Here is a 25,695-nt window from a genome sequence, read left to right as displayed (position 1 = left end):
CCGGTCTCCTAGGACAGCCGGATGCGCGGGTCGATGAAGGCGTAGACGGCGTCCACGACGATGTTGAACAGCACGATCATGAAGGCGCTGAAGAGCATGACCCCCATCAGCATCGGCAGGTCGGTGTGGGTCACCGAATCGAGCGCCAGCTGCCCCAGCCCGGCGAGCTGGAAGGTGTACTCGGTGATCATCGCGCCGCCCAGCAGCGAGCCCAGGTCGATGCCGAGGATCGTCACGATCGGGATGAGCGAGCCGCGCCAGGCGTAGCGGAAGAAGACGTATCTGCTGGACATGCCCTTGGCGCGGGCGGTGCGGACGTGCTCCTCCTGGAGCTGCTCCAGCATCGTCGAGCGCGCCATACGGGTGTAGTTCGCGGTGAACAGGATCGACAGCACGCACCACGGGATGAACAGCCCGTTGAACCAGGCTGCCGGGTTCTGTGTCAGCGGCACGTACTTGGGCTGGTCGAAGATCTGGTTGTTGTAGACCACGAGCGCCAGCACCAGGGGGCCGATGAAGTAGATCTGCATCGAGCTGAGCACGAGCGAGACGGAGCTGAAGGTCTTGTCGATCAGGGTGCCGCGCTTCCAGGCGGCCAGCATGCCGGTGCCGAGGCCGAAGAGCAGGAAGACCACCATGGCGCCCGCGGCGAGCGAGAGCGTCGTGGGCAGCCGGTCCATCAGGGTCGGCCACACCAGCTCGCTGTGGGCGAAGGAGTAGCCGAAGCACGGGGCGGGGCAGTTGCCGGCCGCGAAGTGGTGGCCGGTGAAGATCCGCACCATGAACAGGTAGTACTGCACCGGCACCGGGTGGTCGAGGCCCAGGTTGTGGTGGATGATCTTCAGGTTTTCCGGCGTGCAGTTCTTGCCGCACGACAGCAGGGCCGGGTCGTGCGGTATCGCGAAGAAGAGGAAGAAGGTGAAGGCGCTGATGAACAGCAGGATGACCACAGCGCCGAGCGTCCGGCGGACGAGGAATCGAAGCATGGCGGTCGCAGCTCTCTGAGGACGGGCGGCGGTGGACCGGGAGACCGTGGGCCGAGGCGCCCCGGTGGGGCCGGGCTGCTGCCCGGCCCCACCGCGGCGTTGTGCCGGACGGCTGTGCGGCTGGTGCGACGGGTGTCGCTGCTACGGCTTGAGGAAGAGCTTCGTGCAGTCGATGCCCGACCACATGTTGTTGTAGACGGCGCCGCCGACCTTGGAGCCGAACAGCTGGAGCTGCTTGTAGTAGACGGTCGGCACGCCCGGGATCACCTTGGTGAGCAGGTAGGTGTTCAGGTCGAACCAGGCCTTCTGCGCGGCCGCCGGGTCCGTCATCGCCGAGATCTTGTCGATCTGGCTGTTGACGTACGGGTCGTTGACGTGGCCGTAGTTGGGCGCCTGGTCGGCGATCGTGCGGCCGTCGAAGACCGGCGGGATCACCGTGGAGGCGCTCGGCCAGTCCGCGCCCCACGCGGAGGCGTAGATGTCGTACTGGTTGTCGACCTTGCCGATCAGGTCGTAGTACGTGTCCGACGGGAGCTCCTTGCGCTGCACGTTGAAGCCCGCCGCCTTCAGCGCGGCGGCGATGGCCACCGAGTACTGCTGGCCCTGCGTGGTGTTGACGTACGCGTAGGTGATCTTCGTGTTGAGCTTGCCCGCGTCGGTGAGGATCTTCTTGGCGCCCGCGGGGTCACCGTTGGGGTTGGCGATCTTCCCCAGCGGGTCGGCCTTCTGGTAGCCCGCCAGCGCGGGGCTGAGGAAGCCGCCCGCGTACTCCGCGCCGTACTCGGCGCCGAGCGCCGTGTAGGTCGGCTTGGTCGGCATCGCCATCGCGAGGGCCTTGCGGACGTTGATGTCCGTGAGCCGCTTCATGTTGAAGTCGATCTGCCCCACGAACGGCTGGTAGCCGGCCACCGTGCGCTTGTAGATCGACGGGGTGCCCACCACGGTCGGGGTGTTGTCGGTGTCGACGGCGTTGGAGAAGCTCACCGACGTCTGGTTCTCACCCGCGTCCGACATCAGCCGCTTGGTGGAGTCCTCGTACTGGTGGTTGAACGTGATCGCGAAGGAGTCCACGTACTGGTGCCGCGCCGAGTCGCTCGTCGGGTCCCAGTTGGGGTTCTTCACCAGGGTCATCGACTTGCCCTGGTCGAAGTTCTTGATCATGTAGGGGCCGGAGGCGACCGGGGCCTTGTCGTACGCCTGCTTGGTGTCCTTCGCGGAGTCCACGACCGCGTAGCCGGGCAGCGCGAACAGGTACGGGGTGTCGGGCTCGGGCTTGGCGAAGTGGAAGACGACCGTCTTCTCGTCCGGCGTCGACAGCAGGGTGTCCGGCAGGTGCTGGCCGTTGTACGGGCCGGCCGGCAGCAGCTTGCGGTAGTCGGTGCCGCTGGTGTTGGCCAGCCACTGCTGGAGGTAGGCCGGGCCGTTGGTGATGAACGGGGCGAACAGCCGCTCCACCGACCAGCGGATGTCCTTCGACGTGATCGGGGTGCCGTCCTGGAACTTGATGTTGTCCTTCAGGTGGAAGGTCCAGGTCTTGCCGCCGTCCGACTGCTCGCCGCTGTTGGTCGCGAGGTCGCCGACGACGGTGTACTTGCCCTCGTTGTCGAGCTTGTACGTCGTCAGGCCGCGGTGGATCAGCGTCGCGAGCTGGTACTCGTTCTGGACGTATATCTGGCCCGGGTCGAGGTGGGTGTAGCTGTCGCGCTCCAGCACGTTCATCGTGCCGCCGCTGACCGCGCCCGGTACGGGTTCGGCCGGGCCCTTCGACGCGGCGTCGTCGCCGAAGGTGATGGCGCCGGCCAGCTGCTGAGCGCTCTTGCTCTGCTTGGCCTTGGCGTCCTTGTTCTCGGTGGTCTTGCCGCCACCACCGCCCCCGCCACTGCTGCACGCGGTCAGGACCAGCGCGCCGGCGGCGACCGCCACCAGCGCGGCCCGCGTTCTACGCATGTAGACTCTCATATCGGTTGTGCACCCCTGTTCGTCGTAACGATGAGCTGCGATGAGCTGCCCTGGCGGTCCCGTGCGGGGCGACGCCGCCCCCGCAGCGGCGTCCCTAACGTGCGGCCTTCGGGTCGAAGGCGTCACGGACCGAATCCCCGAGCAGGTTGAAGGCGACGATGAAGATCACCATCGCGATGCCGGGGAAGAACATGTACGTGATGTCGTTCTGGTAGACCTTCGCCCCTTGGGCGAACATCCGTCCCCAGTCGGGCGTCGGCTCGACGAGCCCGACCCCGAGGAACGACAGTCCGGCTTCCGCGGTGACGAAGGTCGGCAGCATCAGCGTGCTCTGGACCAGAATCGGCGTCACCAGATTCGGCAGCAGCTCACGGCGCACGATGCGCCACGACGAGGCCCCCGTCACCCGGGCCGCCTCGATGAACTCCCGTTCGCGCAGGCTCAATACCTGGCCGCGCAGCAGCCGCGCCAGTCCCATCCAGCCGAGGAACCACTGCACGGCGATCAGTGCCACGACCCGCAGGTACGTGGGGGTCTCGTCGGTCGGGCTCACGAAGATGGCGGTGACGACGGGCATCACGGCGACGAAGAACAGCTGGGCGGGGAAGGCCATCAGCAGGTCGGTGACCCGGCCGATGAAGTAGTCCGTCCTGCCGCCGAGGTAACCGGCCGTCACACCGAGCACGATCGAGGTGATCGTCACCACGATCGTCACCGCCACCGCGATGAACAGCGAGGTGCGGATGCCGTAGAGGAGCTGGGTGAACACGTCCCGCCCGAGGCCCGGCTCGATGCCGAACCAGAAGCGCCCGCTCACCCCGCCGTTGGGGGCGATCGGATACCCGAAGTCGTCCAGCAGGCCCGGTTCGTTCTGCCCGTAGAGCGTGTACGGGTCCTTGCCGTAGAGCTTGGCTATCAGCGGCGCGCAGATCCCGATCAGGAAGAAGAAGCCGACGATGTAGGCCGAAATCACCCCGGAGCGGTCGCGTTTGAAACGGCGCCACATCAACTGCCCCGGCGACCGCCCTGCCAGTTCGGGGGCGACCGCGGGTACGGCGTCGGTGATCTCGCCCGGCTCTCCGGGCGGTTCGGAGACGGTGGTCTCGGTGGAACTCGTCATCGCGATGGCCCCCGCGGGTGCGTCACTGATCGAGCAGATGGCTTGAGACTCCGCGACGGGTGGACGCGTCGTGAGTTGCCGGGACTGTCGCAATGAAAGCAAGTTGCAGTCAAGGGGGCGTGGACGGAAGAAAGCGTGATCGACTGCTTCTTGAGCGAAGATTGAGCAGATCGTCTTCCGGGCGTGCTTGACAGCCTCCCGCCGGGGGAGACATGTACGACTTGGCGGGACGAATCGCGTTTACGTGCGCGCAACACGGCCGAGGCTTGACCGATATACGGACCGGGTTTCCTGCTCTGCGTGGCACCCGTGCGGGAAGCTGGCCCGGCGGCGGGCGGTGCCCGCGCGTGATGCCGGTAACACCAGCCCCTTCAGTAACTTGCGGCTACTACGCCCTGAGGGAGCGGTTCAGAAAGTCGACCTGGAGGCGGAGGAGGTTTTCGGCGACCTCTTCCTGGGGAGTCATGTGCGTGATCCCGCCCGAGAGCGGCAAAACCTCGTGCGGCCGCCCCGCGGCCAGAAGTGCGGTGGAAAGCCGCAGCGTATTCGCGATCAGCACATTGTCGTCCGCGAAGCCGTGAATGATCATCAGCGGGCGGGCCGGCTCGGCGAGTTGGGGAATGCTTCCGGACGTCACCACGGAATTCGCGTCGTAGGCCGCGCCCTGCTCCTGCGGGAGCCCCAGATAACGCTCGGTGTAATGCGTGTCGTAGAGCCGTTGGTCCGTCAGCGGCGCACCCGCGATACCGGCGTGGAAGACGTCGGGGCGGCGCAGCACCGCGAGCGAGGCGAGGGTGCCGCCGAAGGACCAGCCGCGGATCGCGACCCGGGAGAGATCCAGCGGGAAGGACCCGGCGAGCGCGTGCAGCGCGTCGATCTGGTCCTCCAGGACGACCTCGGCGAGCCGCCCGCCGCCGATCGCCTTCTCCCACGCCGGGGAGCGGCCCGGGGTGCCGCGTCCGTCGGCGACGACCACGGCGAAACCCTGGTCGGCGAACCACTGCGAGACCAGGTGCGGGTTGTGCGTCGCGGTGACGCGCTGGCCGTGCGGCCCGCCGTAGGGGTCCATCAGCACCGGGAGCGGGCCGTCGTCCGCGGTGTGGCCGGACGGCAGCAGCACCGCGCACGGGATGCGCCGCTCGCCCGCCTCGGTCAGCCGGACCCGCGCGGTCAGCGACGGGGCCTCCGCGTGCGAGGCGATCTCGGCGACCTCGGTGCCCCCGCGCAGCACCCGGGTGCGGACGCCGGGGCGGCCGGGCAGCGACGAGGTCAGCACGGTGACCTCGCCCGCGCGCACCGCGGAGTGCACGCCCGGCTCGGCCGTGACACGGACCGGGCCCTCGGCCGTCACCCGGTAGACATGGATCTCGCCCGTCTCCGGATCCTCGGCCTTCGCCCCGGCCGAGGCGCTGACCAGCACGTCCTCGCCGTCCGCGGCCAGCACTTCCCGCAGGTGCAGGCGGCCGTCCGTCCACGGCTGCCCGTCGGCCGTCAGGGCGCGGACGCCTTCGGTGTCGGTGATCCGCAGCAGCGTCCCGTCCGGGCGCAGGGCCGGTACGCCGGGGAAAAGATCAAGCCAATCTTGATCTTCCTCGGCTGCCGCGAGCTCCGTCCCGCCCGTTTTCGGGTCGACTGTCAGGTAGTGCTGGGTGCGCTGCTCGCGGGTCTGGACCAGCAGCACGGGTGGTCCGGCCGCCGTCCACTGCACGGCCGCGAGGTAGGGGAAACGCTCGCGGTCCCACGTCACCTCGCGGCGGGTGCCGTCCAGGCCGAGCAGCCACAGGCTCACCTCGGCGTTGTCCGTGCCCGCCGCGGGATACGCCACCTCGACCGGCGGGCGGTCCGGATGTGCGGGCTCCGACAGCCAGCGCCGGGCCACCCCGGACTCGTCCACCCGGGCCGCCAGCACCGCGGAGCTGTCCGGCGCCCACCAGAAGCCGCGGTGCCGCCCCATCTCCTCGGCGGCGACGAACTCCGCGAGGCCCCACGTCACTTCGTCCCCGTCCGGCTCGGCCAGCGCCCGGCCCTCCGCGCCGCCCGCAGCCGCCGTACCGCCCGTACCCGCCGTACCGCCCGTACCCGCCGTGCCGTCCGCGGCCACCACCCGCAGCGCGCCGCCCGCCGAGAACGCCACCCAGCGCCCGTCCGGCGAGGGCCGCGGATCGACCACGGGGCCGGGCACCGGCAACTCCCGCGGGACGCCGCCCTCTTCCGCCAGCCGCACCGTGAACAGCCGTCCGGACAGCGCGAAGGCGGCGGTCGCCGCCTCGGCGTCCACCGCGTAGGCCACGACACCCGCCGAGGACTGGCGGCTGCGCTCCCTGCGGGCCCGCTCGGCCGCGGGCAGCTCCTCCTCGGAGCCGCCCAGCAGCGCCACCGGGTCGGCCGCCACCCGCTCCCGTACGGCCCCGCCCCCGTCGGCGGGCAGATCCAGCACCCACAGCAGCTGCGCGGTGTCCGTGCCCGTACGCGAGCGCAGGAAGACCACCCGTCTCCCGTCCGGCGCCACGGTGAACGCCTGCGGCACCCCGAGGGTGAACCGCTGGGTCCGGGCGTGCTGCCGGGGGAATGAGAGGTACGTCATATCCGTGACAGTAGGGGGTGCCACCGACAACCGCCTCCGGATTTCGGTCCGACACCGCCGGGAGCCACCCGACCTGCGGAGCTACCGAAGGGGCGGCCGGCCGGACACGGCGCCGCGGTGGCTGGATCTGGTCATGCGCCCCCTAGTGCTTCCGTGCTCCGACCTATGCGGTCGCACGGAAAGTTATGATCCGTTGCCATGGGTGGGTAATAAGCATGTGGCAACTGACATGACCCCTGCGTCGTACCTGGAGGTGAGCCGCTGTGGCACTCTCGATTTCGGCGGTGCTGCTGCTGCTGATCATCGTGGTCCTGCTGATCCGGCGGTCCGGGTTGAAGTGGGGTCACGCCGTGGCGTGCACATTGCTGGGCTTCTACCTGGCGAGTTCGTCCTGGGCTCCGCAGATCAACGATCTCACCAACAACGTCGCGGGGATGATCTCCGACATCAAGTTCTGAGCGCCCCCGGTGGGAGCCGTAGGCTTCCGCCATGACCGACCGAACCACCCCGTCCGCGCGTCCCGCGCGCCGGCTGCTGCTCGTCCACGCCCACCCGGACGACGAGACGATCAACAACGGCGCCACCATGGCGAAGTACGCGGCCGAGGGCGCCCTCGTCACCCTGGTCACGTGCACCCTGGGTGAGGAGGGCGAGGTCATTCCGCCCGACCTCGCCCACCTGGCGGCCGACCGGGAGGACACCCTCGGCGACCACCGCGTGGGCGAGCTGGCGGCGGCGATGGCCGAACTGGGCGTCACCGACCACCGCTTCCTCGGCGGCCCCGGCCGCTACCGCGACTCCGGCATGATGGGCGTCGCCCAGAACGAGGTGCCCGGCTGCTTCTGGCAGGCCGACCTCGACGAGGCCGCCGGCCATCTGGCCGAGGTCATCATGGACGTACGCCCGCAGGCGCTCGTCACCTACGACGACAACGGCGGCTACGGCCACCCCGACCACATCCAGGCCCACCGGGTCGCGATGCGCGGCTACGAACTCGCCGCCGAGCAGGGCCACCGGGTGGACCGGGTCTTCGAGATCTGCACCCCGCGCTCGGCCGTCGAGGAGGGCTTCGCCCGGCTCGCCGCGGCCGCCGGGGAATTCCCCTTCGGCGGTGTCGCGACCCCCGACGACATCCCCGGCGTGGTCGACGACGCGCAGGTGAGCGTCGTGATCGACGGCAGCGCGTACGCGGACCGCAAGGCCGCGGCGATGCGCGCGCACGCCACCCAGATCGCCGTGGAGGGCCCCTACTTCGCGCTCTCCAACGACCTGGGCCAGCCCTTCTTCAGCACCGAGTGCTACCGCCAGGTGCAGGGCGACGCGCTCCCCGGCGCCGGGGCAGGCGCCCCGGTGACCGACCTCTTCGCCCGCCGGTCCGGCCCGGGTTCCGGATCGGGCGCGGGCTCCCCCTTCCACGACGACGGCCTCGGCGGAGGTGCCGCATGACCACCCCTCTCTCCCTGGGCCGGCTCCTCGGCTACCTCGGCCTCGCCGTGCTCGGCGCCCTCGTCGCGCTCGCCGGGGCGCTCGTGCAGGCGGGCCTCTTCCCCGGCGGGCTGCTGCTGGGCCTCGCGGGGTGCGTGGCGCTCTTCTACGGCGGTCTGAAGGCCACCGGCAGCCGTGTCGGGGTGGCGGTGCCCGCGGGAATCTGGCTGATCTCGGTGATCCTGCTGAGCACCACCCGGCCCGAGGGCGACTTCCTTTTCGCCGCCGGCGCCGGCTCCTACCTCTATCTGCTCGGCGGCGCCCTGGCCGCCGTGATCTGCGCCACCTTGCCGCAACTGCTGCCATCAGGGGCGAATAGGGCCTGACTTGGCGGGCAGGGGCGAGGCCGTGGTTGGCTGGCCCCGAGCGTTCCGCCCGACCAGGGCCGCCGCTGGCGGCCGGTCGGTATGGTGGGGCCCGCCGGCGAGCCGCAAGCGGGGAACCATGTCGGGCGGCGAAGCACACCGGGAGAGCCAGCTTTGACTCGTGAAACAGACAGTTCGTCCTCCGGGGCCCAGGGCCGCGGCGGCGCCGCGTACCCGTCCGGGACGCAGCCGTACGGCAGCCGTCCCTTCCCCTCCCTGCATCCGCAGGAGCGGCCCCGGTCCGCGGACGCAACCGACGACGGCAGCGGCTCCGCCTCCGGCACGGATTCCGCTTCCGGCGCCGGACCCGAGCCGGGCGCGGGCGAGCCGCCGCTCCCGGACGAGCCCAAGACCGAGACGACGCTGACGACCCGTATCCGCATCAACATCCCCGGATCGCGGCCGATCCCGCCCGTCGTCGTCCGCACGCCCGTCGACGAGGCGGCCGCCGCCGCGCCCGCCGACGAGGCGCCCGAGCCCGAGCCGGAGGCCGCGCCCGAGCCGGAGCCCGAGAAGGCCACCAGCGACTGGTTCTCGCCGCGCAAGCCCGTGGCCGCGCCCGAGGCCGCCGAGCCGCCCGCCGCGGAGGCCCCGTACGCCGGCGGGGTGCCCTACCTGCCGCCGCCGGTGGGCGGCGCGCCCGGCGAGGCGGAAGCGGTCCGCGGGCCGCACGACACCCCCGCGCAGGGCTTCCCGGCACCCTTCGCCTCGCCCTTCGACACCGGTTCCGTCCCGCGCCCGCCCACGTCCGACGCCTCGCCCTTCGCCCCCGGCTCGCCCTACGACACGGCGGCGATGCCCACGGTGGACGAGGGCCGCTCCCCGTACGACACGGGTTCGACGCCGGTTCCGGGCGCCGGTTCGTCGCCGTACGACACGGGGTCGACGCGGCTGCCGGGGGAGGGGTCTTCCCCGTACGACACCGGGTCCACGCGGATCCCGGGTGGCGGGGCCGCCCCGTACGACACGGGTGCGACTCCGTTCGCGGGCGACCCGCAGTCCCCGTACGACACGGGGTCCCACTCCCCGTACGACACCGGGTCGCAGCCGTTCGGGACCGAGGACTTCCCGCCCGGGGTGCCGCGGCCGACGGGGTCCGACCCGGCGAGCGCGGGCTACACCGTTCCGGCCTTCGGCGACACGCTCAGCCCGCCGGACGGCCCGACCGCGGGGCCCGCGACCGGTGCCATGAACGTGCCGCCGCTCAGGCCCGACCCCGCGCACACGCCGCCCGGCGGCACCGGGCGGGTGTCCGGCGACACGCTCGTGAGCGGCATCCCCACCGTGCCGCCCGGCGGCACGCGCACCCCGCGCCCGGCGCCGCCGAGCAGACCCGGGGCCGACCGCGAGCCGGAGCCCGCCGCCAAGCCCGCCGCGCCCGCGCCCGCCGCGGCCCGGCCGGTGAAGAAGGGCCGCTCCAAGCCCATGCTGCTGGGCGCCGGCGTGGTCGCCGTGCTGGTGCTCGCGTACGGCGCGGGCCTGCTCATGAACCACGCCGATGTGCCCAAGGGCACCACCGCCCTCGGCGTCGACATCGGCAACCAGAACCGCGCGGCCGCGGTCAAGATGCTCGACGACGCGCTCGGCAACCGTGCCAGCGCGCCCCTGCAGCTCAGCATCGGCGGCACCAAAACGACCCTGAAGCCGTCCGTGGCGGGCCTGTCCGTCGACACGGACGCGACCGTGCGGGCCGTCGCGCACGCCGACTACAACCCGGTCTCGGTGGTCGGCTCGCTCTTCGGCGGCAGCCGCACCGCGAGCCCCGTCTACGTCATCGACGAGGACAAGCTCAAGGCGGCGCTCCAGGCGCTCGCCGGCAAGGGCGACGGCGGCAGCGAGGGCATGGTGCGCTTCAAGGACCACAAGGCGATCGCCGTGCCCGGCAAGGCCGGCCACACCCTCGACGTGGACTCCGCGGCGCAGAAGGTCGAGGCGGCCTACCGCACCCGCGTGGAGACCGCGGCCGACCCGGTGGTGGCGCTCGACGCGGGCACCGTCCCCCCGAAGGTCACGCAGGCCGAACTGGACCGCGCCGTCAACGGCTTCGGCAAGACCGCGATGTCCGGCCGGGTCACCGTGCGGGCGACCGACGCGCATCTCATCTCGTTCGACAACACCCTGCCGCAGTTCCTGACCATGACCGCCGACCCGCAGGGCAAGCTCGCCCCGCACATCGACCTGGTCAAGCTCAAGGACCTGTACGGCAAGGCCTTCAAGGACGTGAAGCTGGAGCGGGGCGACGGCTCCAAGACCGCCGTCACCCCGCAGGACGTCGCGACCGCCCTCATCCAGGCGCTCAACGCGACCGACCCCGCCGAGCGCACGGTGACCTTCCCGAACGTCGCCCAGTAGGGACCGCCCAGGCCCTCAGGGTGCCCCTTCCGGCAGGCCCTCGCGGACGTCCGCGAGGGCCTGCCGGCTCACCCGGCGTATGTCGTCGACCTCCTGCGCGGCCCGGTCCGGCGAGGCCGCCAGCATCCGGCCCGCCAGCTCGCTCTTGATCGCGATGAGGGCCAGCGCGTGGCCGAGCCCGTCGTGCAGGTCGCGGGCGCGGGCCACCGCCCGCCGGGCCTCCCGCAGCTCGCGCCCCGCCCGGGCCAGCCGTACGCCCGCCAGCGCGCCGCCGAGCAGCACCGCGCAGGCCGCGGCGGCCGCCGTGCCGGCCGCGCGCGGCGGCGTGGAGAGCGTCATGGCGCGCTCACGCCTTCCGGGTGTCCTTGCGGTACAGCCACGCGGCCGTGCCCGCGAAGAGCAGCAGGTAGACGACCAGCACCGTGACGTCCTTGGCGTGCGGGGCGTCGCCGAACTCGATGGACTGGCCCAGCGCCGCGTACGCCCGGCCCGGCAGATAACCGGCAATGGTGCGCAGCCAGTGCGGGAAGGTCGTGAAGGGCACCCACAGGCCGCCCAGCATCGCCAGTGCGAAGTAGCACAGCATCGAGATCGGCCGGGCGACGTCCGTCGTGGCGACGTAGCCGATCGCGACCCCCAGCGCCGCGAAGACCATGCTGCCCGCCCAGACGCTCGCCAGCAGCGCCACCCACTGCCACGCGTCCAGCGACACGCCCTTCACCGCCGCGCCCAGCACCAGCACGATCAGGATCGACGGCAGGCTCACGGTCGCCGCCGAGGCGATCTTCGCGGTGACGTAGCCGCGGCCGGGCAGCGCGGTGAGCCGCAGCTGCCGGACCCAGCCCTTCTCGCGCTCGCGCGCGATGCGCTCGGCATTGCCCATCAGCACCGCGGTCATCGCACCGAAGGCGGCCATCGCGACCATGTAGTACGCGACCATGGTCAGGTCGGAGCCGTCGAGCTTCTTGTGCTTGTCCGCGCCCGCCGTGATGAGCAGGAAGAGGAAGCCGGGGTAGAGCACCGAGAAGAACATGAACTTGCGGTTGCGCAATGTACGCAGGATTTCCAGCTTGACCAGGGTCTTCATCGGGCGTCCGCCTCCCCGGCGGGCAGCGCGCCGGCGTTGTCGCGCGCGGCGTCCGCCGCGTCGGTGATGGCCAGGAAGGCCTGCTCCAGGCCGAGCCCGGAGACCTCCAGGTTGCGCGGGTAGAGGCCGAGGCCGTAGAGCGCGTGCACGGTGGCGTCCGCGTCGTCGGAGCGGATACGGACGGTCGGCCCGGTGATGTCCAGACCCACCAGATGCGGCAGGGCGCGCAGCGCGGCCTCGTCGATCGTCCCGTCGAGGTCGAAGGTCACCCGGCGGGCACCGGCCCGCGCCTTGATCTCCGCCGCGGTGCCGTCCGCGATCAGCCGCCCCTGGTGCAGCACCAGGACCCGGTCGGCGATCGCGTCGGCCTCCTCCAGGTAGTGCGTGGCGAAGAGCACCGTGCGGCCCTCCTCGACCTGCCCGCGCATGGTCGCCCAGAACGCCTGCCGGGCGCTCACGTCCATGCCCACGGTCGGCTCGTCCAGCACGATCAGGTCGTTCGCCCCGGCAGTGGCCAGCGCGAAGCGCACCCGCTGCTCCTGACCGCCCGACAGCTTGTTGACCATGCGGGACGCGATGTCCGTGACACCCGCCGCGGCCAGCACCTGCGCCACCGGATACGCCTTGGGATGCAGGTCGCACGCGAGCCCCACCAGCTCGCGCACCGTCACCTCCTCCATGAGCCCGCCGCTCTGCAGCATGGCCCCGACCCGGCCGGCCTCGATGGCCTGCGCCGGGCTCGTCCCGAAGATCCGCACCCGGCCGCCGTCGGCGTTCTTCAGCCCGAGCAGCAGGTCGAGCGCGGTGGACTTCCCCGCGCCGTTCGGCCCGAGCAGGGCCACCGTCTCGCCGGGGTACAGCTCCAGGCTCAGTTCCGCCACGGCGCGCACGGCCCCGTAGTTCTTGTCCACGGACACGAACTCCACGGCGGGCCGCCCCGCCTCCCGGGGCTCCGCCGTGCCGTCCTTCGTGGTCGCCGTCGTTCTCATGCCCTCCAGCGTGCCGCGCCGGGCGGGCGGCGCGGCAGTGCCGTGGGTCGCATCTTCCGCATGACAGATGTCATACGGGGGTCGTACGGGGCGGGTCCCGGCGTACGGCGGGCGGCTTTCGGGGCGTACGGCGGCCGGCGCGCGGCGTGGTGCGGCCCCGGGGCTCGGGGAGCCGCGGGGCCGGGTGGGGCGGGCCCGGAAGGGCCCCTTGCGGGACGCGGGTCAGGCGAACGGGAACCAGCCGGCGCGGAGCGCGGCGGATGTTCCGGTGCTGCCCGGGGCTATGACGTCGGGGGTCTTCATCGTCGGCGTACCTTCCGTTGCCTTGCTGTTCCGGCGGGGAGGCTGCCGGGGGACGGCGGCTCACCCGGGCACATCATAGGTCCGCCGCCCGCGGGTGATCATGGTCGCCCCCGCCCCTGCCCCCGCGCGGGCCTGCGCCTTCCGCTGCGCGAGGGGGCCTGCGCGGCGGGCGGCCTGGCGGGACCGGACGGACTGTCAGACCCCGCCGCTACCGTCTTCAGGCATGACCAGCACCACCGGGACACCCGGATCCCCCGAGACCTCCGGCGAGCCGCGCGAGCCGTACGAGACCGCTGCGCGCACCTTCTACGACACCGTCGCCGCCGACTACGACGCGCGCTTCGGGGACGGGGCCGCGGCGCTGCCGATGGAGCGCGCGATACTCGGCGTCTTCGCCGAGCAGGTGCGGGAGGACGGCGGCGGGCCCGTCCTGGAGGCGGGCTCGGGCCCCGGCCGGGTGACGGCGTATCTGCGCGGGGTCGGGCTGGACGTCCGCGGGGTGGACCTGTCGCCGGTGATGGTCGCGTTGGCCCGGCGCGAGCACCCCGGGCTGCGCTTCGACGTCGGGTCGCTGACCCGGCTCGACGTGCCCGACGGCGGGCTCGCCGGGCTCCTCGCCTGGTATTCGCTCATCCACCTGCCCCCGGAGCACGTCCCGGGCGCGCTCGCCGAATTCCACCGCGCCCTGGCCCCGGGCGGCCACCTGCTGCTCGGCTTCCAGGCGGGGGAGGGCGTGAAACGCCATGAGCAGGCCTTCGGCCACGACGTGGCGCTGGACTTCCACCGGATGTCCCCCGAGGGCACCGCCGCCGCGCTGGAGGCCGCCGGCTTTGACGTCACGGTGAAGGTGGTCCGCGCGCCGGTCGGTGACGAGCCCGTGCCGCAGGCATATGTGCTCGCGCGCCGCCGGGCCGGGGGGCACGCGGGCGGGTGACGGGGGCGTGCGGCAGGGCGTCCGGGGGCCGGTGCGGCGAACGGCGTAAGAATGGCGGATGAGTGACCGAAAGCGGGTGAAGCGGGGCAGATCAGCCAGGACGGCCAGGAAGCACGGCGGACGCGAGGCTGGTGATGCGCTGATGGTTGCGGCACCGGACGGTGGTCCGCGCCACGAGGCCCCGGGCGGCCCCGCCGGTGACGGGGAGGGGCCCGGCGCCCGCGACCTCGTGCGGATCCGGCTGGTGGAGGCCGCGCAGGGGCACGGCGAGGCCGAACTCCTGCGGCTGGCGCTCCAGCAGGCCGTCGGCGCGCTCGGCGGCTACGGCGGGCTCGCCCACCTGGCCGGGGCGGAGGGGCTGCTGCGGCTCGTGGCCGTCACCGGGCTGCCCCGCGCGGTCGGCCGCCGCTGGGAGGACCTGTCCTCGCGTACGGCCACCGCTCCCGCGCTGGCCGTGACCCGCGGCACGGTGTGCTGGTCGACCCGCTGGCCGCCCGCCCGCGGCGACTCGCCCGCGCCCGGCGCCCCGCACGGCCTGGACCGCCCCGCCGTCGCCGGGGAGCAGCCGCAGGCCCCCGCGGCCGGCCCGCAGGCGGCCGGCGAGCTGCCCGGCGGGCTGGTGGCCGCGCCCGTCGTGGCCGGCGGCATCCCCGTCGGCGCCCTCACCGTGCTGACCGGCGAGCAGCCGGACGCCGCCGCCCGGGACTTCCTGGCCCGGCTCGCCCGTACGGTCGGCGAGCGGCTGCCGCACACCCACCGCCCGTACGGCGGCACCACCCCCTGGTGGCAGGAGCCCGCCGGGGTCCGCGAGCAGGTCATGCAGCAGAACAGCGTCGGCACCTGGAGCTGGGACCTGGAAACGGGTCTGCTGCAGCTCGACGGCACCGCCGAGGCGCTGCTCCCGGCCGCCGGTCTCGACCCGGCCACCTGGGACCACCGGATCGAGACCTGGATGGCGCACGTCCACCCCGACGACCGTCCCGGCGTGCAGGAGTCCGTCGCGACGGCGCTGGCCGGCGGGCAGCCGTACGCCGTCGAATACCGGGTCGTCAGCGCGGACGGCGAAATCAGCTGGGTGGAGCTGCGGGCCGTGTTCGAGCACGACGCGACCGGCCGGGCCGTCCGGCTGGCCGGCACCGCGTGGAACGTCACAGCCCGGCGCAGCAAGCTCACCTGGCTCGCCGGGCTCTTCGAACGGCACCCCGACCCCATCCACGTCCTGGACGCCGACGACCGCGTCGAGTGGGCCAACCGGGCCGCCCGCGCGCTGGGCGGGGGCGGGGGCGCGAAGGTGCTCGGACAGATCCCGTGGGAGACCGTGCCCGAGGTCGCCGACCAGGGCAGGCCGATGCTCGCCGCGGCCCGCGCCGCCCCCGGCAAGGCGGTGTCGACCGAGCTGACGTACGACGGCCCGGACGGCGAACCCGTCTCGTGGCAGGTGCGGGCGGTGGACGTCGGCGGCTTCGTCGCCACCCAGATGGCCGACGTCACCGAGCGGAAGGCGGCCGAGACGGCGCGGGCCGAGCGCACCCGCCGGATGATCGAGCTGAACGCGGCGCTGATCCGCGCGCTCGACACCGATGACGTGATCGAGGTGATCGTCCGGCACGTCCTGCCGATGGTCGCCGCCGAGGGCCTCATCGTGCACGACCTGAGCGGGCCCACGCCCCGGATCGTCGCCGTGACGGGCTACTCCGCGGACTACCGCGCCGAGCTGGAGGCCCCCGGGATGCCGCAGCGCCTCGCCGACGCCGTGGGCAGCGACGGGCCGCGGTACTTCTCCTCCCGGGAGGAGCTGGCGGCCGAACTGCCCGCCGTCGCCGGCCACGCCCGGCACGGCGGCAAGAGCGCGTGGGCGGCGCTGCCCCTGGTCGTCAACGACCGCCGCGTCGGCGCATGCGTCATCAGCTGGTCCACCCCGCACGAATTCCCCGACGACGAGCGCTCCCTGCTCGGCACGATCGCCGTCGTCATCGCCCAGTCGCTGGCCAACGCCCGCAGTTACGAGGACGCCCGGCACCGCGCCGAACGTCTCCAGGCGGAGCTGCTGCCCGGCGGCCTGCCGCCCACCGTCGGCGTCCGCGCCAAGGCCCGCTACCGGCTCGCGGAGGGCGAGGAGGTCGGCGGCGACTGGTACGACACGATCGCGCTGCCCGGCGGCCGCAGCCTCGCCGTCATCGGCGACATCCGCGGCCACGGCCTCGAACAGGCCATCGCCATGGGCATCGTCCGGCACGCGGCCCTCACCGTCGCCTCCCTCGACCTGCCCGTCGACGAGGTCATGGCCCACCTCAACGACGCCGCCGGCCGCCTCGGCCCGCTCACCGCGACCTGCATGCTGGTGCTCTACGACGCCACCACCGGCGCCTGCCGCTTCGCCTCCGCGGGCCACCCGCCGCCCGTCCTGCTCACCCCCGGCGGCGAGGCGCACGAGATGGACCTGCCCAGCGGGCAGCCGCTCGGCCAGGCCTCGGTGCCCGCGCCCGTCCTCCACACCCCGCTGCCCGAGGGCAGCGTCCTGGTCCTCTACAGCGACGGCCTGCTGGACGGCGACACGCGCGACGTCGGCCCGCTCACCGACCTGATCGCCCGTTACGGCGCCACCGCCCCGCTGCCGCAGGAGGAGGAGCGCCGCGACGCGTGGCTCGACACGCTGTGCGACACCATCGGCGGCCATCTGCCCTCCGCACCGCACCGGGACGACGACGCGGCGCTCATGGCCCTCGCCCTGGGCCGCGTCCCCGCCGAGCGGATCGCCGTCTGGGACCTGCCGTTCGCACCCGAGACCGCCGGCCGCGGCCGCGCGCTGGCCGCCGAACGCATCGCCGCCTGGGGGCTCGACGACCTCACCGACACGGCCACGCTCGTGGTGAGCGAGCTGATCGGCAACGCGGTACGGCACGCCGTCGGCATCGGCACGGACGTCGCCGACGACACGGCGGGCCATATGCGGCTGCGGCTGCTGCGGCTCGCCGAGGACGGCGCCGACGCCGTCACCTGCGAGGTCTACGACGGCTCGCAGGCCACCCCGCGGGTGCGCCACCCGCTGCTCGACGACGAGTTCGGCCGCGGGCTGCAACTCGTCGCCGTCACGGCCCGGCGGTGGGGGACGCGGTACACCGAGGGCGGCAAGTGCATCTGGGCGACGGTGGCGGGGTGAGCGGGGGCCGTCCGGCCGGGGGAAGCGGGAGGGGCCGTCCGGCCGGGGAGAGCGCGAAGGGCCGCCCGGCCCGGGGGAGCCGGACGAGGTGGCCGGCCCGGCTCCGGCCGCGGCCCCACCTGATCGGCGGGCGCCGGACCGGGCCCGCCGTTCGTTGGCAGGACATGACCCACGCACCCCTTCCCGTCCCCGTCGCCGCGGCCCTGGAGGCCGCCAACGCCGGCGCCACCGAGGACTTCCTCGCCGCCTTCGCCGAGGACGGCGCCGTCGACGACTGGGGCCGCGAATTCCGCGGCCACGACGCGATCCGCGCCTGGAGCGACGCCGAGTTCATCGGCAAGCAGGTCCGCCTCGACGTCACCGGCTGCCGCCGGGCCGACGGCGACACGATCACCGTCAGCGCCCAGGTCGGCGGCAACGGCTACAACGGCCCGTCCGACTTCGCCTTCACCGTCTCCGGGGATCTGGTGAGCCTGATGAAGATCACTGGTTGAACAGGTCGTCGGCGGTGTGGTCGATGCAGCTCGCCGTGACGCTCAGCATTTCGTACGGCTTGCCGTCCTGGCCCCGCACCTTGGTACGGGACACGAACGCGTCCCAGTCGTTGCCGGTGAGGTGGCTGTCGTCCCCGCCGCCGCCGACGGCGGTCTTCCAGCCCGCCGCGGTGAGCGACGCGACGACGCGCTCGCGCGTCTTCGGGTGGTCCTTGTCCACCTTGTAGATCCGGATGATGCCGATGTCGCAGGGGCGGATGCTGTCGTTCTGGTCGGGCGCGGCCAGATGCGCCGCGGTCAGCCCCTGCCGCAGCTGCGCGGCCACCTTGTCGGTGAGGGCTTCGGCAGGATTGGCGGAGGCGCTCGCGCTCGGCGTCGCGCTCGGGGTCGCGCTCGGCGCGGCCGTGGTGCGGCTCGGCGCGGGCGAGGCAGCGTCGTCGTCGCTGTTGCCGCCTCCGCAGGCGCTGAGCAGGAGGAACGCGGGTATCGCCGCTGCGGCGAGGGCGGTGCGGGTTCTCATCGGCGCAGCTTATTAGGCTGGCCGCCATGACCGACGTGCGGCCCGTACGGGTGCTTCTGGCTGACGACCAGTCCATGGTCCGGGAGGCGCTGGCGACGCTCCTGGGGCTTGAGGACGACATCGAGGTCGTCGCCCAGGCGTCCCGCGGCGACCAGGTGCTCGCCGCGGCGCGGGAGGCGGCGCCGGACGTGGCGCTGCTCGACATCGAGATGCCCGGCATGACCGGCATCGAGGCGGCCGCGCAGCTCCGGGCGGAGTGCCCGGGGGTGAGGGTCGTCATCGTCACGACCTTCGGCCGTCCCGGCTACCTGCGGCGGGCCATGGAGTCCGGGGCGGACGCCTTCCTCGTCAAGGACGCGCCCGCCTCCGAGCTGGCCGACGCGGTGCGCCGGGTCCTGCGCGGGGAGCGGGTCATCGATCCCGCGCTGGCCGCGGCGGCGCTCGCCGAGGGGGCGGACCCCCTGACCCCGCGGGAGCGTGACGTCCTGTCGGCGGCGGCGGACGGCGCGGTCAACGCGGATGTCGCACGGCGGCTGGGGCTGTCGGAGGGGACGGTCCGGAATTACCTTTCGACGGCGATCCAGAAGACGGGCGCGCGCAACCGGGCGGAGGCGGTGCGGATCGCCCGCGAAAAGGGTTGGCTCTGAGCGCCCCGGGGCGGGGGGTTGCGGTGGTCCGCGCGACCTTCTGCCGGTGGGTGGTTGCTCGCGCAGTTCCTCGCGCCCCTCGCGGCGGCCCGGCGGGTGGGGTCGGGGGCCACTCCGGGGGTACCTCCTCGGAATGCGCGTGTGACCTCATGAGCTAGGTGGCGGGTCTTGCGTGCGCATTCCTGCGGGGGCACCCCCGGATCGTCCCCCTCCGGGTTGTACGGCGGGCTCGCCGCCGACGGTGGTTTCGCCCCACAGGAGAACCGTCAGACGACATCTGACTCGCACGGGTGGTGCGGGTGGGAAACACCCCGCGCCGGAGGCGCGGGTCAGTTCAGGTGGGCGCGGGCCGCGCGGGCCTGGTGGTGGAGGGATTGGGCCGTTTCGGGGTCGAACGCGCCGATGACCTCGGCGTACGCGTCGAGCTCGGCGGCGCCGCCGAGGAAGTCGCCCATGGTCACGAGAAGCTTGGCGCGTTCGTAGCGGAGCTTCGCGGGGTGGCGGGGGAGCAGGAGGGTGAGGTCGAGGGCCCAGAGCTGGACGGCGTGGCGCTCGGGCCGCGGGGCGGCCCATACGCGGATGTTGCCGAGGATCCGCTGGATGATGTCGAGCGGGTCCGCGGGGGCGTACGCAGCGGTGGAGCCCCCCGCGAGGGCTTCCGCGTCCTGCGTGGACAGGGGGCGGCCGGAGCCGAAGGGGTCGACGAGCACGTGCTCGCCGTCGGGCTCGCCGATGCCGACGACGAAGTGGCCGGGGAGGCCGACGCCGTAGACGGGCGCGCCGGCGCGGCGGGCGACCTCGATCCAGACGACGGACAGCAGGATCGGCAGGCCGCGGCGGCGGCGCAGGACCTCCTGGAGGAGGGAGGATTCGAGTCGCCGGTAGTCGGCGGGGGTGCCGTGGAAGCCGTGGCCGCGGCCGAGGACGCGGTGCAGGGCCTGCGCCCAGGCGGCGGGGGTGTGCGGGCCGGCGGGCAGCAGCCCGGCGAGGCGGTCGAGTTCGATCTGTGCGAGGTCGGCGGCGTTGCCGTCGAGGGCGGGGTCGGCGCGGGCCCCGATGAGCAGGCACAGCTCGGCGAGGTCGGGCCGGCCGTCCCGGGCGGCCGCGGCGAACCGTTCGGCGGGGGGCTCGGGTTCGGGCTGGTCGGGCGTCATACCGCGGGCCGCCGGTAGTGGTAGCCGTGGTGGTCGGTGAAGCCGAGGCCGTCGTAGAGGCGGCGGGCGGCGTCGTTGTCGGCCTCGACCTGGAGGTACGCGGCGGTGGCGCCCTCGTCCGCGGCGCGCCGGGCGAGGGCGCCCATGACGGCGGTGGCCAGGCCCCGGCGGCGCATCTCCGGTATGACCTCCACGGCCCCGAAGAGCACCCAGCGGCCTTCGACCACGGCGCGCCCGATCGCGCCCGGTGTGCTCGCGAACCACACGGACGGCCCCCCGGAGACGACCTTGAGGGCGGCGTCGGCGAGGTCCCCGGTGCGGTGGTAGGCGGCGAGCCAGCCGGCGTCGGGGGTGCGGGACAGGGCGATCTCGGCGGTGGCGCGCGGCAGCCGGGTGAGGGGCGCGAGGGGTGCGGTCCTGACGAGGGTGTCGGCCTCGCGCACCCAGCCGCGCGCGGCCAGTTCGGCGGCGTGCGGGGAGGAGTCGGGCAGTTGGAGGTAGGGGGTCGTGCCCCGCTCGCCGTACCAGCGCACGACGGCGGCGAGCGCGTCGTCCAGCGGCATGCCCGGATCGCCGCCCGCGAGGGCCGAGTTGGCGCGCCGGGTGAAGCCGCCCGCGGCGCGCAGCGTCCAGCCGCCGAGCGCGGCGGTCTCGGTCGCGGGCCAGGCCCGGGAGGCGACGGCCTCCAGGTCGCTGTCGCTCACGGCGGGCACCGCGGCGGCGCGACGGGCCGGCGCGGGCGGTACGACCTTGCCCGCGACGAGCGCGGACTCGGCGATCGGCACGTTCATGCCGTCCCTGCGCGTGATGTTCACCACCCCCTCATTCCAGGATGCGAGAACACCGACCGTATCGGTGAACGTAGGATGCCCGTCGACGATCTCCGCCAACTGCCGCACCGAGACACGTTTTCCCACGTCAGCGGGGGTGATCCGGACTTCGAGTCGCGCTCCGGCCGAGAAATCCGCTGGCATGCGTGGCCCTCCTGTTCGGTTCGTGCTCCGGAACGGAGATACTAGGTGCGGGCATCGACGACGCCGCGCTCCCGCGCGAGACAGCCCTACCGAGGAGGAACGAAAGCGTGACCTACGTCATCGCGCAGCCTTGTGTCGACGTCAAGGACAAGGCGTGCATCGAAGAGTGCCCGGTCGACTGCATCTACGAGGGCTCCCGCTCCTTGTACATCCACCCGGACGAGTGTGTCGACTGCGGCGCGTGCGAGCCGGTCTGCCCCGTGGAGGCGATCTTCTACGAGGACGACACTCCGGAGGAGTGGAAGGACTACTACAAGGCGAACGTCGAGTTCTTCGACGAGCTGGGCTCGCCCGGCGGCGCCTCGAAGCTCGGCCTCATCGAGCGGGACCACCCGTTCGTGGCGGCTCTCCCGCCGCAGAACCAGTAGCCACCCGCGGCGCCTGACGCGCCGCCGAGGACGCCCCCGCCCGGACGGCGTCCTCCACCGCGGCCCCGTACGCCTCCACGCCGTACGGGGCCGCGGTGTACCGACCGGTTGGGACCACCGAGAGTTGTGAGCAGCACGTGAGTATTTCCGCCCGTCTGCCGGTCTTCCCCTGGGACCGGCTGGAGCCGTACAAGGCGGCCGCGGCCGCGCATCCCGACGGCGCCGTCGACCTCTCGGTGGGCACCCCGGTCGACCCGGTGCCCGACGTCATCCGGCAGGCGCTGACCGCCGCCGCCGACAGCCCCGGCTACCCGCTCACCTACGGCACCGCGGAACTGCGCGCCGCCGCCGCGGACTACCTGCGCGACCGGCACGGCGTCACGGGCGCCGACCCGCGCGCGGTGCTGCCGCTCATCGGCTCCAAGGAGCTGGTCGGCTGGCTGCCCACGCTGCTCGACCTGCGCGAGGGCGACACCGTCGGCTATCCGGCGCTGGCCTATCCGACGTACGAGATCGGTGCGCTGCTGGCGCGCGCCGCGGCCGTCACGTACGACGACCCGGTGGCCGACCTCGACCCCGCCGGGCTGCGGCTGCTGTGGCTCAACAGCCCCTCCAACCCCACCGGGCGGGTGCTGGGCCCCGCGGAGCTGCGCCGGATCGTGGACTGGGCGCGCGGGCACGGGGTGCTCGTGGTCTCCGACGAGTGCTACATCGAACTGGGCTGGGAGGGTGAACCGCCGGTCTCGGTGCTGCACCCGGACGTGTGCGGGGACAGCCACGACGGCCTGGTCGCCGTCCACTCGCTGTCCAAGCGCTCCAACTTCGCGGGCTACCGCGGGGCCTTCCTCGCCGGTGACCCGGCCGTGGTCGCCGAACTCCTCGCGGTGCGCAAGCACGCCGGGATGATCGTGCCGCAGCCCGTGCAGGCCGCGATGATCGCCGCGCTCGGCGACCGCGCGCACGCCGTCGAGCAGAAGGAGCGCTACGCCCGCCGCCGCACCGCGCTGCGCGCCGCGCTGGAGTCCGCGGGCTTCCGCATCGAGCACAGCGAGGCCAGCCTCTACCTGTGGGCGACCCGCGGGGAGAACTGCTGGGAGACGGTCGCGGACCTCGCCAAGCACGGCATCCTCGTCGCCCCCGGCGATTTCTACGGCCCGGCCGGCGCGGAGTTCGTCCGTGTCGCCCTGACGGCCACCGACGAGCGCGTGGCCGCGGCCGTCGCCCGTCTCGGCGGCTGACGGCCCGCCGCGCACGAGGGGCCCGGGAGCATGCGCTCCCGGGCCCCTGCGTTGCTCGTGTCAGCCCATCGGGAGGGCCCTGAGGGGGAGTTCGTCGGTGGGGAGGGTGCCGGTGTCCGGGAGGGCGCCCGCGACCGGCAGCGACTCGGTGGTCGCGCCGACGACCCGGCCCGCCGCGTCGGTGGCCTGCGAGGCGTGGCCGACGGTCGAGCCCAGTTCCGCGCCGTCCACGGCGGTCAGACCGCCCACCCCGGAGTGCTCGGGCGCGGCGGCGTGCGCGGCGCCCGCGCCGATCAGGGGTACGGCGGCGGCGCCGAGCAGCAGCGCGGCCCGGGCGATGCGGCGCGTCAGGGGGAGGGACATGGTGCTCCTTGCGGGTGGGGTCCGACGGGGGTCGGAGACGACGCCGTGCCTATCGGCGGACGGGCCCGCGAAGTTGCGGCATTCGTGGGTAAAGAATGCGTAATGCGTCGGATAATAGGCCTTTGAGGGACTGCCTCTGACGGCGGATTGGTATGACCGGCCACCGCCCCGAAAAAACGTCCCGAGCCCGCGTTTCCGGGGGCTTCCCGCCCGTTCCGGCGGCCCCTTCCGCGGCGGGCGGCCCGCAGCCGGGGAAAGCCGCTCCCGGGGGACGGCCCGTACTACTGCGCGACGGTGATCCGGACGAGGCCGCCGTCCGTGGCCCCGGCCTTCTTCGCCTCGTCCGGGGAGACCTTCACCCAGCCCTTGCCCGAGTGGGCGGCCTGCCACCGCACCCCGCCGAACCACACTTCGGCGAGTTTCAGGTCCGGCGCGTGCGCCACCGACCACTGCGCCAGCTGCCACCCGCGCTGTACGGTGCCGGCCGCCGTGGCGCTGCTCGCCGGGGCCGCCGGAACGGTCACCGTCACCGCGGGCTTCCCCGCCGCCGCGGGCCGCACCAGGGCGCCGAACTCGCGCTGCAGCTCGGCCGTCACCGCCGCCGTGCTGCCCGGCGCGCCGCCCGCGCTGTCCGCCCGGTCGGCGCCCGTCGTGCAGCTCAGCGCGCCGCCCTTGCGGCCCACCAGCGCCGCCGCGAGCAGCGTCGCGTCCTCCTCGTGCTGGGCGTACGCCTCCGGGTAGCCGCTGCGCTGCACCTTCTGCGCCGCGACGGTCAGCGGGAGGTCCTGGTAGTCGTGGATCTTGACCAGGCTCTTGTAGAAGGCCGTCGAGGAGTACACCGGGTCGAGGATCTGCTGCGCGGTGCCCCAGCCCTGCGACGGGCGCTGCTGGAAGAGGCCGAGCGAATCGCGGTCGCCGTGGTCCAGGTTGTCCAGCCGGGATTCCTGGATGGCCGTCGCGAGGGCTATGGCGACCGCCCGCTCGGGCAGCGCGCGGGCCGCCGCGACGGCGGCGATCGTCGCGGCGTTCGCCGCCTGGGACTGCGTGAGCGTGAGGGTGCTGTCGTCCACCAGGATCTTGCAGCCGGCTGCTTCCGGGCCCTTCGCGCGCCCGTGCAGGACCACGTACGCGGCCGCCGCGAGCACCAGCAGCGCGACGAACGTGCTCAGGGCGCGGCGGCGCCTTCTGCGGCCCTGACGGGCGTCTGACGTGCTCACGCGCCGGAGCCTACCGGCTCCGCCGGGTTCGCCTGGGCCCCGCGCCTTCCCGCGCCGCTTCACGCCCCGGGCTGCCCCTTGCGGTGGGCGTCGCGACCTTCCCCCGGCCGGTGGTTGCGCGCGCAGTTCCTCGCGCCCCTGGTTTGTTGCCCTGCGCGGCATGTGCTGCCCCTGACGGGCGCTTCCGCCTGCGGGGAAGGTCCCGCGACCGGCGGGAAGGGGCAGGCCGGGCCCCGTTAGGGTCGGGGTATGGGACTTGACCTCGCGGCGGATGTTGCCGCGCTGACCGCCGCGCTCGTGGACGTACCCTCCGTGAGCCGCGAGGAGAAACCGCTCGCCGACCTCGTCGAGAGCGCCCTGCGGGCGTACCCGCACCTGACCGTCGACCGCGACGGCGACGCGGTGGTCGCCCGGACCACCCTCGGAAGGGCCGAGCGCGTCGTGCTCGCCGGGCACATCGACACCGTCCCGGTCGCGGACAACCTGCCCTCCCGGCTCGACGCCGACGGCGTGCTGTGGGGGTGCGGCACCTCCGACATGAAGGCCGGCGTCGCGGTGCAGCTCAAGCTCGCCGCGCAGCTCACCGCGCCCAACCGGGACCTGACGTTCGTGTTCTACGACGCCGAGGAGATCGCCGCCGAGTTCAACGGGCTGAAGCGGCTGGTGGAGCGGCACCCGGACTGGCTCGCGGGCGACTTCGCCGTGCTCATGGAGCCGACCGCCGGGCGGGTGGACGGCGGCTGCCAGGGCACCTTGCGGGTGCGGGTGGAGACGACCGGCAGGCGGGCGCACTCCGCGCGCAGCTGGCTCGGGGAGAACGCGATCCACAAGGCCGCCCCGATCCTCGCCCGGCTCGCCGCGTACGAGCCGCGCCGGGTGGAGATCGACGGGCTGGTCTACCCCGAGGGGCTGAACGCCGTCATGATCGAGGGCGGCCACGCGGGCAATGTGATTCCCGACACCTGCGCCGTCACCGTCAACTACCGCTTCTCGCCGGACCAGAGCGAAGCGGAGGCGCTGGAGCGGGTGCGCGGCGTCTTCGAGGGCTTCGAGGTGGTGCTCACCGACACCGCGCCGGGCGCGCTGCCGGGCCTGTCCCAGCCCGCGGCGGCGGCCTTCGTGGCCGCCATCGGCACGCCCCCGGCGGCCAAGGAGGCCTGGACGGACGTGGCGCGGTTCGCCGCGCTCGGCATCCCCGCGGTCAACTACGGGCCCGGCGACCCGACCCTCGCGCACACCCGCGAGGAGCACGTCGACACCGCCGCGATCCGCGAGGCGGAGGACCGGCTCACGCGGTGGCTCACGGCTTGAGGTAGATCACCCGTTCGGCAGTCAA

The 25,695-nt window shown here is 73.3% G+C and carries 23 protein-coding genes; 11 read left to right on the top strand and 12 right to left on the bottom strand.

The window, feature by feature from the left end; translation table 11 throughout:
- Positions 1-8: 8 nt before the first annotated feature.
- The 4 genes from ACH4SL_RS35115 to ACH4SL_RS35100 form a co-directional block, all read right to left on the bottom strand.
- Positions 9-986 (bottom strand): ABC transporter permease, encoded by a 978-nt coding sequence (locus ACH4SL_RS35115; protein ID WP_398453770.1) that lies wholly within the window; start codon positions 984-986, stop codon positions 9-11.
- Between the two features lie 141 nt (positions 987-1,127).
- Positions 1,128-2,933 carry an ABC transporter substrate-binding protein gene (locus tag ACH4SL_RS35110; RefSeq protein WP_398453768.1) on the bottom strand — a complete coding sequence of 602 codons (1,806 nt, stop codon included), beginning with the start codon at positions 2,931-2,933 and terminating at the stop codon, positions 1,128-1,130.
- Positions 2,934-3,039: 106 nt separating this feature from the next.
- Complete coding sequence (locus ACH4SL_RS35105) at positions 3,040-4,065, bottom strand: ABC transporter permease (protein WP_398453766.1); 1,026 nt, start codon at positions 4,063-4,065, stop codon at positions 3,040-3,042.
- Between the two features lie 388 nt (positions 4,066-4,453).
- Positions 4,454-6,649, bottom strand: coding sequence for a prolyl oligopeptidase family serine peptidase (locus tag ACH4SL_RS35100; RefSeq protein ID WP_398453764.1), 2,196 nt, complete (start codon positions 6,647-6,649; stop codon positions 4,454-4,456).
- A 263-nt stretch (positions 6,650-6,912) separates the two neighbouring features.
- Between ACH4SL_RS35100 and ACH4SL_RS35095 the strand changes: the two genes are divergently transcribed.
- The 4 genes from ACH4SL_RS35095 to ACH4SL_RS35080 all read left to right on the top strand — a co-directional run bounded on the left by ACH4SL_RS35095 (position 6,913) and on the right by ACH4SL_RS35080 (position 10,851).
- On the top strand, positions 6,913-7,107 hold the full coding sequence (locus ACH4SL_RS35095; RefSeq protein WP_031521375.1) for a hypothetical protein: 195 nt from the start codon (positions 6,913-6,915) through the stop codon (positions 7,105-7,107).
- Positions 7,108-7,138: 31 nt separating this feature from the next.
- Positions 7,139-8,095: an N-acetyl-1-D-myo-inositol-2-amino-2-deoxy-alpha-D-glucopyranoside deacetylase gene (gene mshB, locus ACH4SL_RS35090; protein WP_398453761.1), complete on the top strand. Its 957-nt coding sequence runs from the start codon at positions 7,139-7,141 to the stop codon at positions 8,093-8,095.
- Entirely contained in the window at positions 8,092-8,460 is a 369-nt protein-coding gene (locus ACH4SL_RS35085) for a DUF6113 family protein (RefSeq protein WP_398453759.1), read from the top strand. Before mshB ends, ACH4SL_RS35085 begins: the two co-directional genes overlap by 4 nt.
- A 153-nt stretch (positions 8,461-8,613) precedes the next feature.
- Positions 8,614-10,851 (top strand): hypothetical protein, encoded by a 2,238-nt coding sequence (locus ACH4SL_RS35080; protein ID WP_398453757.1) that lies wholly within the window; start codon positions 8,614-8,616, stop codon positions 10,849-10,851.
- A gap of 15 nt (positions 10,852-10,866) precedes the next feature.
- Here ACH4SL_RS35080 and ACH4SL_RS35075 read toward each other — a convergent pair whose 3' ends face one another.
- From ACH4SL_RS35075 to ACH4SL_RS35065, 3 genes are read right to left on the bottom strand one after another with little or no spacing between them, the layout of a single operon-like run.
- Positions 10,867-11,190: a histidine kinase dimerization/phosphoacceptor domain-containing protein gene (locus ACH4SL_RS35075; RefSeq protein ID WP_398453755.1), complete on the bottom strand. Its 324-nt coding sequence runs from the start codon at positions 11,188-11,190 to the stop codon at positions 10,867-10,869.
- A 7-nt stretch (positions 11,191-11,197) separates the two neighbouring features.
- On the bottom strand, positions 11,198-11,938 hold the full coding sequence (locus tag ACH4SL_RS35070; RefSeq protein ID WP_398453753.1) for an ABC transporter permease: 741 nt from the start codon (positions 11,936-11,938) through the stop codon (positions 11,198-11,200).
- Positions 11,935-12,927 carry an ABC transporter ATP-binding protein gene (locus ACH4SL_RS35065; RefSeq protein ID WP_398453750.1) on the bottom strand — a complete coding sequence of 331 codons (993 nt, stop codon included), beginning with the start codon at positions 12,925-12,927 and terminating at the stop codon, positions 11,935-11,937. Before ACH4SL_RS35065 ends, ACH4SL_RS35070 begins: the two co-directional genes overlap by 4 nt.
- 526 nt (positions 12,928-13,453) lie before the next feature.
- Here ACH4SL_RS35065 and ACH4SL_RS35060 point away from each other — a divergent pair.
- The 3 genes from ACH4SL_RS35060 (at position 13,454) to ACH4SL_RS35050 (ending at position 17,818) form a co-directional block, all read left to right on the top strand.
- Complete coding sequence (locus tag ACH4SL_RS35060) at positions 13,454-14,164, top strand: class I SAM-dependent DNA methyltransferase (protein ID WP_398453748.1); 711 nt, start codon at positions 13,454-13,456, stop codon at positions 14,162-14,164.
- Between the two features lie 142 nt (positions 14,165-14,306).
- The gene (locus ACH4SL_RS35055; RefSeq protein WP_398453746.1) at positions 14,307-17,324 is read left to right on the top strand and encodes a SpoIIE family protein phosphatase; all 3,018 of its coding nucleotides are present in this window, start codon (positions 14,307-14,309) and stop codon (positions 17,322-17,324) included.
- A 164-nt stretch (positions 17,325-17,488) separates the two neighbouring features.
- On the top strand, positions 17,489-17,818 hold the full coding sequence (locus ACH4SL_RS35050; RefSeq protein WP_398453744.1) for a nuclear transport factor 2 family protein: 330 nt from the start codon (positions 17,489-17,491) through the stop codon (positions 17,816-17,818).
- Here the strand turns inward: ACH4SL_RS35050 and ACH4SL_RS35045 are convergent.
- A complete protein-coding gene (locus tag ACH4SL_RS35045) occupies positions 17,808-18,338 on the bottom strand; it encodes a hypothetical protein (protein ID WP_398453742.1) in 531 nt (176 codons plus the stop codon). The genes ACH4SL_RS35050 and ACH4SL_RS35045 overlap by 11 nt on opposite strands.
- Positions 18,339-18,364: 26 nt before the next feature.
- Here ACH4SL_RS35045 and ACH4SL_RS35040 point away from each other — a divergent pair, with 26 nt between their 5' ends.
- Complete coding sequence (locus ACH4SL_RS35040) at positions 18,365-18,985, top strand: response regulator (protein WP_398453740.1); 621 nt, start codon at positions 18,365-18,367, stop codon at positions 18,983-18,985.
- Positions 18,986-19,314: 329 nt separating this feature from the next.
- Here the strand turns inward: ACH4SL_RS35040 and ACH4SL_RS35035 are convergent, their stop codons facing one another.
- Positions 19,315-20,139, bottom strand: coding sequence for a transglutaminase family protein (locus ACH4SL_RS35035; protein WP_398453738.1), 825 nt, complete (start codon positions 20,137-20,139; stop codon positions 19,315-19,317).
- Entirely contained in the window at positions 20,136-21,113 is a 978-nt protein-coding gene (locus ACH4SL_RS35030; protein WP_398453736.1) for a GNAT family N-acetyltransferase, read from the bottom strand. Before ACH4SL_RS35030 ends, ACH4SL_RS35035 begins: the two co-directional genes overlap by 4 nt.
- A 107-nt stretch (positions 21,114-21,220) precedes the next feature.
- Here ACH4SL_RS35030 and fdxA point away from each other — a divergent pair, with 107 nt between their 5' ends.
- On the top strand, positions 21,221-21,541 hold the full coding sequence (gene fdxA / locus ACH4SL_RS35025; protein ID WP_019058397.1) for a ferredoxin: 321 nt from the start codon (positions 21,221-21,223) through the stop codon (positions 21,539-21,541).
- A gap of 137 nt (positions 21,542-21,678) precedes the next feature.
- Complete coding sequence (gene dapC / locus ACH4SL_RS35020) at positions 21,679-22,779, top strand: succinyldiaminopimelate transaminase (RefSeq protein WP_398453734.1); 1,101 nt, start codon at positions 21,679-21,681, stop codon at positions 22,777-22,779.
- Positions 22,780-22,839: 60 nt separating this feature from the next.
- Here the strand turns inward: dapC and ACH4SL_RS35015 are convergent, their stop codons facing one another.
- The gene (locus ACH4SL_RS35015; RefSeq protein WP_398453732.1) at positions 22,840-23,142 is read right to left on the bottom strand and encodes an ATP-binding protein; all 303 of its coding nucleotides are present in this window, start codon (positions 23,140-23,142) and stop codon (positions 22,840-22,842) included.
- A 281-nt stretch (positions 23,143-23,423) separates the two neighbouring features.
- Positions 23,424-24,359, bottom strand: coding sequence for a hypothetical protein (locus tag ACH4SL_RS35010; protein WP_398453730.1), 936 nt, complete (start codon positions 24,357-24,359; stop codon positions 23,424-23,426).
- Positions 24,360-24,608: 249 nt separating this feature from the next.
- Between ACH4SL_RS35010 and dapE the strand changes: the two genes are divergently transcribed.
- Complete coding sequence (dapE, locus tag ACH4SL_RS35005) at positions 24,609-25,670, top strand: succinyl-diaminopimelate desuccinylase (protein WP_398453728.1); 1,062 nt, start codon at positions 24,609-24,611, stop codon at positions 25,668-25,670.
- The last annotated feature ends 25 nt before the right edge of the window (positions 25,671-25,695 follow it).

It is taken from the genome of Streptomyces sp. NPDC021020 (assembly GCF_044333285.1).
Taxonomy (GTDB): Bacteria; Actinomycetota; Actinomycetes; order Streptomycetales; family Streptomycetaceae; genus Actinacidiphila.
This window is presented reverse-complemented; position numbering and strand designations above follow the sequence as displayed.